General features: G+C 69.4%; 7 protein-coding genes. 2 read left to right on the top strand and 5 right to left on the bottom strand.

Going from position 1 to position 9,853, the window contains the following annotated elements; genetic code table 11:
* Positions 1-174: 174 nt before the first annotated feature.
* The 3 genes from DAT35_RS61740 to DAT35_RS62660 all read right to left on the bottom strand — a co-directional run bounded on the left by DAT35_RS61740 (position 175) and on the right by DAT35_RS62660 (position 1,658).
* Complete coding sequence (locus DAT35_RS61740; protein ID WP_233262328.1) at positions 175-606, bottom strand: transposase; 432 nt, start codon at positions 604-606, stop codon at positions 175-177.
* A 223-nt stretch (positions 607-829) separates the two neighbouring features.
* The gene (locus tag DAT35_RS57660) at positions 830-1,276 is read right to left on the bottom strand and encodes an Imm52 family immunity protein (RefSeq protein ID WP_108077963.1); all 447 of its coding nucleotides are present in this window, start codon (positions 1,274-1,276) and stop codon (positions 830-832) included.
* 49 nt (positions 1,277-1,325) lie between these two features.
* Positions 1,326-1,658: an Imm52 family immunity protein gene (locus DAT35_RS62660; RefSeq protein WP_108077962.1), complete on the bottom strand. Its 333-nt coding sequence runs from the start codon at positions 1,656-1,658 to the stop codon at positions 1,326-1,328.
* A 105-nt stretch (positions 1,659-1,763) separates the two neighbouring features.
* Here DAT35_RS62660 and DAT35_RS57650 point away from each other — a divergent pair, with 105 nt between their 5' ends.
* The gene (locus DAT35_RS57650) at positions 1,764-2,402 is read left to right on the top strand and encodes a hypothetical protein (protein WP_108077961.1); all 639 of its coding nucleotides are present in this window, start codon (positions 1,764-1,766) and stop codon (positions 2,400-2,402) included.
* 58 nt (positions 2,403-2,460) lie between these two features.
* Here DAT35_RS57650 and DAT35_RS57645 read toward each other — a convergent pair whose 3' ends face one another.
* Positions 2,461-3,606: a DUF6310 domain-containing protein gene (locus DAT35_RS57645; RefSeq protein ID WP_233262327.1), complete on the bottom strand. Its 1,146-nt coding sequence runs from the start codon at positions 3,604-3,606 to the stop codon at positions 2,461-2,463.
* An 853-nt stretch (positions 3,607-4,459) separates the two neighbouring features.
* Complete coding sequence (locus DAT35_RS57635) at positions 4,460-9,037, bottom strand: kelch repeat-containing protein (protein ID WP_233262326.1); 4,578 nt, start codon at positions 9,035-9,037, stop codon at positions 4,460-4,462.
* Between the two features lie 92 nt (positions 9,038-9,129).
* Between DAT35_RS57635 and DAT35_RS58705 the strand changes: the two genes are divergently transcribed.
* A complete protein-coding gene (locus DAT35_RS58705) occupies positions 9,130-9,549 on the top strand; it encodes a hypothetical protein (protein ID WP_146210345.1) in 420 nt (139 codons plus the stop codon).
* Positions 9,550-9,853: the final 304 nt, after the last annotated feature.

The raw sequence follows: 9,853 nt of genomic DNA, 5'->3' as shown, positions 1-9,853 counted from the left end.
GGCCGCCGGCCTGGTGGCTGTCTTGCTCCTCAACACCACGCGGCCTTATGTGGCCCTCGTGCCGGGGCCAACCTCGCTCAGGCCGTGGGCAAGCCCTGGTGCTCCACAATCGCCCTCACCCCGGGGGGGCCCCTTCACCTACGCCAACACACTCCGCCTGCCTCCACTCCTCACTCAGCCGAACACGTCCAAGTCCAACGTCCTCCTGAGCAACTCGGCCCACTCTACTCTCGGTGTCCTCTCCTTCATCCGCTCCTTCCTGGCCGCTGCCTCACGCCCCGCTCGCACCTCCTCCTCTCCTGCTTGAGGGTCCAGAAATGGCCGCAGTTTGGCGCCTGGAGCGAAGACGCCGTGGAACCTCGTGCGGTTTGCCCGAGGCGCAGGCACCAGGGACGCCACGCGACGCAGCAACTCCAACCCGGTGAAGAGCAGGTGCGTGGTGCCGTCCGGCAGCGGGCGCTTCTTCCGATAGGCGATGCGGCCGTCCTCCGCTCGTGACAGCCGCTCCAGCGCCAGCGCACCGCGCGCCCCGTAGCGGCATAGCCGTTCCAGTCCCTGTCTGTCACGGCTCCTATGACCACGTCGCTTGGAGCGCGACAAAGGCATTCGTAGAGGCCCTCTACAGCCGCAATATGGATAAGGATCCTAAGCCCCAGCTACTGAATAGGCACTGGGTTCTGCATGGAAGGGACCCAGCTGACGGGAACCTTGCCGACTGCTTGCGGCTTCTTCAGGCCATCCATACCGTTGTGTCGCTCGTAGAAGACGGGCTCGCCTGACGTGCGTTAGCCGAGATCCAGCACCCGTGGGCTTGCCCCACTTCCGGGGACTAAAGGGATCTCCAGCGGCAGCGTCGCTGATAGCAGTCCAAGAACGGCTCGCTGGCGCTCCCAGCGGGCCGTTCTTCTTTCCCGCTCGCGAACCGGAAATCAGCCCTCTGCTGTTCGCCCAGGCTCCCTGAGCTGCATGAGCTGCCCGCCTCGAGACTCCGCTGCACTTGCCGGGCGAGCGCTAGGTGCTCGCGGTCGTTGCTGCGCAGCGGCTCCGGTGTCAGGACGACGATGCTGCCCTTGTCCTCCACCCGCGCGGGGTCAGGAAGGTGGCGCACAGCACCGTCAGCCCGGGGCACCCACGTCATCCAGCCCACGAAGGTGTCGGTCTTCGCCTCGAGCGAGAGTTGCCGCCACAGCTCGTCACTCGTCGCCATGGTCCAGTCCGTCTCCCACGCCGTCACCAGCGCGCGCATTACGCGGACGACGACTGCGCGGGTGAGCATCCGCTCGCCTCCCAAGGGCTCGAGGGGACGATGACGCTCGCGCTGCTACTCACGTGCACCGACGTCCCGGCCGACGAGATTCCCACCGTCCCACCGTCCCGCCCTGCGCCAAGTCCAGGTGACCCGTCCAGGCCCGGAAGAGGAAGCCGCCCTCGGCGAAGCGGCTCTTGCTCCGCCCGAAGAAGCGCGCGAAGGCCTCCCGCGTGGGCTCAAAGCCGAGCTGCAGCGACTCCTCGGCCGAGCGCCCCTCCTCGTACCAGCGAGTTAAGCTCGGATGGCACTCCGCCAGTAACCTGAAGAACGTCTCCGCTCGCCCCGCCCACTCCTCCCTCGACTCCGAGCGCGGGCGCCAGAATGCACTAGCCGAGTAGCTCTCTCTCATGGGTGACGGTGTGCCCTAATTCACCCAGCCGCCTCAAGCACCCACCCGCCCGCCGATCCCTGGAGCAGCTCGCAGGCTCGCGCGAGGGAGGGATATGCTTTCGACATGGGCGTGACCTTCTTCTGGCTATCTGTCTGCATCCCCCCCGAGCACTCCTCCGCAGTTGCCTCAAGCTTCGCCGCAGCTGTGGACGCCTCGCCCGTGAGCCCGACCGCTCGCCAGGTACTAGACCGCTGGCGCGAGGCCCCTAGCTCGCTTTCTCCCGAGGCTATTCCCGATCCTGCCCGTCCTGGCTTTTGGACGTACCCCGAAGGGACCGAAGAGTTCGAGGAACTCTTCCGCCCGGAGGCGCTGAGTGCATTCGGGCAGGGATTCATTAGAACGGGCGCGGAGGCGAACGGCTGGGGCATCCAGCTGGGCGCGGACAACGGCAGCCTAATCATCACCAATCGCATCCCAGCCGCCGCCGCCTTGTACTTCGGGTTGGGGGCAGAGCAGGCGGCTCGCCTACCCGGCCACTTCGGCGCGCTCTTCGTAGCCCCGAGCGATGTTGGCGGACTTCTACCAGCCCTGGATGCCGTGCTCGAACGCCCCTCCCCGGAGATGCTCGCACGGGCCCGGAGGTGGCTGGGTGGCAACAACACCCGGGTCCGCCCCGAGGCCCTGTTCTCCTTCATCCCCCACGCCCTCCGGACAGCCCAGGCGCGGAAAGAAGGAGTGTTGCTGCTCACAGCAAAGGGCTGAATAGAAGGCTGCCTTCGTTCCCGTAGACCATGCGCGTCGCCGCGCAGATAGCGCGGCGTCAGCGTTTACACCCCGTCACCACGACCTTGATCCGCAGACCCGCCTCTTCCAGTGCTGCCATCAGCGCGGCCTTGTGCTCCTCGGTGCTAACGCCGACCGTGAAGTCATACCCACAGGCCCGCGCAATTCTGCTCTCTTCCTCGAATTCCTCTAGCTCGTCCGCCACCTGCTGCTTCTTGACGAACTCGTTGTACCTGCCGAACTCGTCGGTCTTGATCTCCCACAGCACGCGCACCCCGACTTGCAGCGCGTCGAAGGCCTTGCCGCCTACAACCGCATCCTTTCCGGGCCAGCGGTTGGGCGGATACCAGTCGGCGCAGTCGTCGTGAGCCTTGTCACCGCCTCGGTGCTTCTCCGGATAGGCCTCGCACTTTCGGTCACGCTCCCTGTCAGTGGACTCGGGGGGCAGCGGTGGCGGCCAGTCCTCTCCCGCTGGCTCCGGCTTGGGCCGCCGCTTCTTCTTGGGCTCCTGTGGGGCTGGCTTCGTCTCTGCCACCGGCCGCGCTTCCGGCACCGGCCGTGTCTCCGGCACTGGCCGCGTGGACGGCACTGGCCGCGTGGACGGCGGCCGCACCTGGGGACGGCCCCTCTTCTCGTACGCCTCCAGCGCCTCTGAGATCGCGAAGCCCACCACCACCACGCCCGTGATGATGACGGCTCCCACGACGATTTCCGGCGCCGCCAAGACGCACACGCCGAGCCCCACGGCCGCGGCCCCAGCGGAGGCCACGGAGCACCGCCCCGTGGTGTCCCTGAACTGGACTCGCTCCTGGTCGAGCTCGTGAAAGCACCGCTCCACCAGCACGGGCCACGGCTGGGAGGCCTCCTCGACGACGCACTGCCCTCCGTCCGTCCACGGCAGCGTCGCCGCTCGCCGGAGGTTGGCGACCTCCAGGTCCTCGCCGCCAGCGTCGGACCAGGCCGGGGCCGCACCCTGCGTCACGCCGCTCCGCCGCCAGCTGCGCGCCGCGCCCGCGAGTGTCCCGCCCATGGGGTAGCTCGTCGCGCACGCCGTCTGCAGCGCAAGCACCGCCAGCACCACCGCACGCGAGGCCCACCACGGTCTGCCCCGCGCGTTCCGCCGAGTCTCGAACTGCGTACCGCCGCCCTCCCCCGCCTCAGGACTTCGGTACTCATTCGCCATGTCGCTGGCCTTTCCCCCAGGTGAAACAACCCTGAAGGATAGGATGCGGGAAGGCCAACCAGACAGGGGGGGAGGGCCCGCACGCGCCCTGGGTTTCGCCCTCTCCTACTTGACAGCCTCCATTGGCCCGCACGCGCTTGCCGACTCCGCAGCCGGCCCGTGGCGACTTCCGCCCTCGTCTGTGCGCGGGGGTCCTCGCGCACGCTCAGCGGGCGAAACGCATGCAAACACATGCGCTTGTGCCTAATCTCCTCGGGATGACGACACCGAAACCCGTGACGTATGGGCGGGATAGAGGCCCTGTTGAGGGTGAGGGCTGGAGCGGAGGGGCCGAGGAGGGCCGCTGACGGGGCCTCCCGAGCGATGCTCCCGTCCGGTGGACAGACCGCTTGAACCCCCTTGGGGTACACGCCTGCCCAGGCCTCGCTCCCATCAGGTGCCTGGCAGGGGCCGCCGGCCTGGTGGCTGTCTTGCTCCTCAACACCACGCGGCCTTATGTGGCCCTCGTGCCGGGGCCAACCTCGCTCAGGCCGTGGGCAAGCCCTGGTGCTCCACAATCGCCCTCACCCCGGGGGCCCCCTTCACCTACGCCAATACACTCCGCCTGCCTCCACTCCTCACGCAGCCGAACACGTCCAAGTCCAACGTCCTCCTGAGCAACTCGGCCCACTCTACTCTCGGTGTCCTCTCCTTCATCCGCTCCTTCCTGGCCGCTGCCTCACGCCCCGCTCGCACCTCCTCCTCTCCTGCTTGAGGGAGCGCCGCAGTCAGCCAGCAACGCGCCACAACCCACCACGAGCACTGCCGCTCTCTTGAACATGGTCGTACTCCCCTTGTCCGGAAGCATTAGAAATCAATTCGTGATGATGAACTCCACGCGGCGGTTCGCGCTTCGGCCTTCCTGCGTGTCGTTCGTGGCGACGGGACGCGACGGACCGTAGCCCCGGGCCTCGAGGCGAGAGCCCGCGATGCCTCGCTGGATGAGGTAGGCCCGCACCGCCTTCGCGCGCTCCTCGCTCAGTGTGCGATTGAGCTGTTCCTGTCCCGAGTCGTCCGTATGGCCCTCGATGCGAATCGAGACACCGGGCCGCGACTTCAGCAGCTCGGCGATCTCATCCAGAAGGCGCGCGCCGTCCCCCTGAATCTCGGAGAGGCCCACCGCGAAGGCGACCTTGCGGCCCGCCAGGGAGAGCCGCTCCTCCTTCCCCGGAGAAGAGACAGGCTCGGGACAGCCCTGCCGGTCCGGAACTCCCACCTCGTTCGGGCACCGGTCCAGCCGGTCGACGACGCCATCACCCTCCGAGTCCCGATCCGGGCAGCCCTCGTTGTCCGGCGGCCCCGCCTCCAGCGGACAACGGTCCGCCTTGTTGAGCACGGAGTCACCGTCATCATCGGAGCCGGGGCACTGCTCGGGCGTGTGCTTCCGCCCGCTCTGGCAGACGTCCTCGGGCGGAGAGTCGTGAGCCCAGGCGATTCCCACCCCCGCCCGCCACGAGGGCGACCCCGGAATGTCGGTGAAGCCACGCCCGGCGAGCGCACTCACCTCGAAGCCATGTCCAATGGGCAGCCGCACCGCCCCGAGCAACTCCACCGCCACGTCCGGGTGCACCAGCGACTCCGCTACCTGCAGGGCCAGCTCGCCGCGAAGACCGCTCCCCCGGGTGGCCACCACCAGCCCCTGCTCCAGCTCGGTGCCCACGTCGCGACCCGGCTCGGCCTCCCTCGACCTCACCCGCGCGCCCACGCTGGCCCCCAACACGAACATTCCCACCTCGCGCCCCAGCGAGACGCGGGGCCAGAACTGGAACCCGGCCCAATGCTCCTGGCGGCCGAACGCACTCGCACTTCCCCCCGGAAGCCCCACGTCGAGCCCCACCGCGAGGGACACCGGCGCCCCATCCTCGCGCCGCAGCAGCGAGTAGCGCCCTCCCACCTCCGGCGTCCCCAGCCCCGAGGACGATGGTGCGGAGACACCGACCAGCGCCTCCGCGCCATGGCCCCCCTGGGAGATGATGACCGGCAGCCGGGCGGACAATTCCAGGCGCTCCACCGGAGACCACGCCCCCATGAGCCAGGCCGACGTCCGGTAGTGCAGGAGGGACCGGCTGTACCCATCACTGCCCTTCAGCACCAGGATGCCGCGCTCGTAGTGGGTCAGGAGAGCGAGGCGATAGCCACCCACGGGAAGCAGCCGCCCGGAGTCCACCAGCAGCGAGTCCGTCGCGGCGGCGCTGAGGCGCAGGCGCTCCACGTCGAACGCAACCAGGGGGCTGGAGGGCGTCTGCCCCGAGGCGCTGGTGGTGGCCAGGGCCGCGACGAGCACGCAGGTTCGCGCCAGTTCACGGCGCCGACGCCCCGCCCACACGGCGAGGACCGACAGCACGACCAGCACCGCGTCCGCGCCTCCACCGGCGGCCTGACATCCGCCGCCAGCGATCGACACCACCCGGGCCTGGACGGTCACGGCGAACGTGCACGTCGCCTGATTGCCCGCCGCATCCTCCGCTGTCGCGGTGACCGTCGTACGCCCCGTCGGCAGGGTGCTCCCCGACGGCGGCGAGTACGTCACCATGGGATTGGCGGTGATGGCGTCGGTCGCGGTGGCGGCGGGATACGTCACCGGCGCCCCCGCTGGCTCCGTCGCATCCACCATCAGGTCCGCGGGGCAGGTGATGTCCGGAGGCGTCTGGTCGGCCACGTCGAGCGTCACGGTGGCGACGTTGCTGTCCAGGTCGCAGTCACGTGCCTGGAATGTGAAGCTGTCCGGCCCCATGTAGCCCGGGTCGGGTGTGTATGTGACGGAGGGCGGCGTACCGCTCAGCGTCCCGTGGGCTGGAGGGGTGACGATGACGAAGCTCAACGAAGGCTCCGCCTCGGCATCCGTCGCCACCAGCGACAGATTCACGGGCTCGCCATACAGCGTGGAGACCGTCTGGTCCTCCGCCACCGGCGCGGTGTTCTCCACCACCGTCACCATCCGCCCGCCGCCTCTCGCGCTGACGAAGACGGAGAGCGCATAGGAGCCAGGCGTCGCGCTGGCGGGAATGGACACCGTCACGCCGGTGGCGGACATCTCGGTGCCCAGCAACGTCCAGAGCCGGCGCCCCTCGGCCGCCTGCAACCGCACCAACGGGAAGTTCGTCGCGGAGTCCCTGTAGTCTCCCGCGCTGGCTCCGGAGATGCCCCGGAACAGCGTGCCGGTGATGCGCGCGGAGCAGCCGCGAGACACCACGTCGGGCCCCGTCACCACCGGACGCCAGGCTGGCTGCGCCCCAGTGTCCTCGTACAGCTCGGCGCTCGCCAGCCACGCGCCCCCGGCGCCCTGCCCTCCCAGCGCGAGCACCTCGTTCGAGGGCAGGACGACGGTGTCGAAGCGCTGCCGCTGGGCCGCGAGGCCCGACGCGGGCTCCCAGGTGTTGGTCGCGCTGTCGTACAGCTCCGCGGTGGCGAGCACCGTGCTTCCCGGTCCCTGGCCTCCCACGGCCAGCACCCGGCCGGAGGGCAACAGCGCGGCCGAATGCAATGAGCGCGGGCTGGCCAGTGTCCCCGCCGGAGCCCAGGTGTTGGAGACCGGGTCATATACCTCCGCCGACGCCAGCTCCGCCGCGAGCGAGGTCCCCGCCACCGCCAGCACCCGGCCCGACGGCAGCAGCGTCAGGGTGAAGGAGGCCCGTGCCTGCGCGAGGCTCGCGGCGGAGGCCCACGTGTTGGAGGCCGGGTCATACAGCTCTGCCGAGGCCAGCGGTGTGCCCCCGTTCTCGCCCCCCACCACCAGGACCCGGCCGTCATGCAGCAGCACGGCCGCGTGACGCGAGCGGGGCGTGGCGGCCGGCCCGGCGGAGCGCCACGTGTTGGCGGCCGGGTCATACAGCTCCGCCGCCCCCGTGCTCGCGCCGCCCACCACGAGCACCCGGCCCGAGCCCAGCACCGTCGCGGTGTGCCCATCCCTGGCGGCCTTCATCGAGCCCGCGGGCGACCAGGCATTGGCCATGGGATCGTACTGCTCCGCCGAGGCCAGCGGTCCCCCGCCATTCCCACCTCCGACGGCGAGCACCCGTCCGGACGGCAACAGGCTCAGCGTGGCACGCTCGCGCGCGGTGGCCAGAGAGGCGGCGGGAGCCCAGGTGTTGCTCGCGCGCGTGTAGCGATCCGCCGTCCCGAGCACGCCACTGGCGCCCCGGCCCCCCGCGGCCAGCACCTGTCCCGACGGCAGCAGCACGGCGGCGGAGCCCCGGCCCTGCGCAAGATTGCCGGCCGGAGCCCAGCGGCCGCTGGAGGTCTCATAGAGCTCCACGTCCGCATAGAAGGCCGTGCCCGGGTTCAAGCGGAATCCCCCCATGATCAGCACCTGCCCCGTCATCAGCAGGGTGGCGGTGGCATTCTCGCGAGCCACCGCCATCGTACCGGCGGCAGCCCAGGTCCCCGTCGCCGGGTCATACAGCTCCGCCACCGCCTGCGCGTTGCGCGCCCCATCCGAGCCACCCTGGACCAGGACCTTGCCATCGGGCAGCAGGGTGGCCGTGTGACCGTTTCGTGGATGGATGAGCGCACCGGTGGCGGTCCACGTGTTGGCCACCGGGTCATAGAGCTCCGCATGGTTGGTGACGCCCGCGCTCGTGAAGCCTCCCGCGAAGAGGACACGGCCATCGGGGAGCAGCGTCGCGGTCGCATAGTGCCGGGGAACCAGGGGAGGCGCCGCCAGCGACCAGGTCCCGGCGGAGGGCTCATAGAGTTCCGCGGCGGGCACCTCTCCCGTGCTGCTGAAGCCGCTGGCCACCAGCACCCGGCCGTCCCGCAGCAAGGTGGCGGTGTGAGCCCGATGGACGACGGACATGGAGCCGGTGGCGGTGAAGGTGTTCGTCGCGGGGTCGTAGAGCTCCGCCGTGTTCAGGTTGGAGCCTCCCGCGACGAGCACCCGCCCCGAGGACAGGAGGGTGACGGTGGACAGGCTGCGAGTCGCGGACATCGTCCCCGTGGCGGACCAGGTGTTCGTCGCGGCGTCATGGATGCGTGCCGACAGGCTGCCGTCCGTCACGACGAACGCCCTCCCGGTGGGAAGCAGGACGCCCGACGTGATGTTGCCCGAGATGCCTGGACTTCCGGCGGAGGCCCAGGTGCCGGTCTCCGGATCGAAACGCTCGGCGGAAGTCACGAACCCGGTCTGGTTGACGCCGCCCACCACCAGGACATCACCGTCGGGCAGGAGCAGAGAGGCGTGCTGCCCCCTCGCGCTCGCCATGCTGGCCGTCGACGACCAGCCGCTCCCGGCGAGCCGGGTGGTGAGCTCACGGGCCCACGCGACGGAATCAGGCGCGAGGTGGGCTCCAGGGGACGCCGTCACGTCGGTGGTGCCCCTCTCCTCGCATGCGAGGACGAAGACACCGCAGAGAACCACGAAGAGGAGGCGTACCGAGACCCAACCTGGCTGCATTCACCCTCCAGGCCCATGCCTGCGCTATGGGCTGACGCGTGTGACACGGCGTGTATCACGCTTCACGGACTCCGGGTCACACAAGCACGCTTATGCTGGCGCAGGTGCTCCACCTCCTCTTCGGCAAGACGTCCAAGGTGCGCCCCACGTCCTCCGAACTGGGAGTGTTCGTGGACGTGGACCTCGCCGGTGACGGCGCGCACCCCGCGCGCATCTGGCTGGGCGTCTCGGACAGAACGGTGCCCTACTACGCCATCTTCCAAGGTACCTCGAAGAAGGCCTCCTCCTGCGGCGCGCTCGGAGGGTTCGAATTGCTCGCCGAGTTTGGAACGAACCTCGACTGGCTTCCCGCCCGCTCGTCCCTGCCCTATGTGAGGATCTCATCACACACCCGACTCGGCGGCTGCGTCGGACTGAATTCCGTCGCGACGGTGGCCTGGCTGGCCCTCACGAAGCGGTGGGCCGTGTTGAACGCCTACGAGTACGGTACGTATAGGCGGGATAACGTATAGGCGGGATAGAGGCCCTGTTGAGGGTGAGAGCTGGAGCGGAGGGGCCGAGGAGGGCCGCTGACGGGGCCTCCCGAGCGATGCTCCCGTCCGGTGGACAGACCGCTTGAACCCCCTTGGGGTACACTCCCTCAAGCAGGGGCGGAGCCGGGGCAGGAGGAGGAGAGCCCCGCCTTTGCCGCGACGGTGGAGGAGCCGAGGAAGGAGAGCACACCCCGTTTGGACTGTGCCGGGCTGCTGAGCAGGAGGTTCGCCCTGGATGTGTACGCGTGCGTGAGGAGTGGAGGCAGGCGGAGGGTGTTGGCGT

Source organism: Vitiosangium sp. GDMCC 1.1324, from assembly GCF_003044305.1.
Taxonomy (GTDB): Bacteria; Myxococcota; Myxococcia; order Myxococcales; family Myxococcaceae; genus Archangium.
This window is presented reverse-complemented; position numbering and strand designations above follow the sequence as displayed.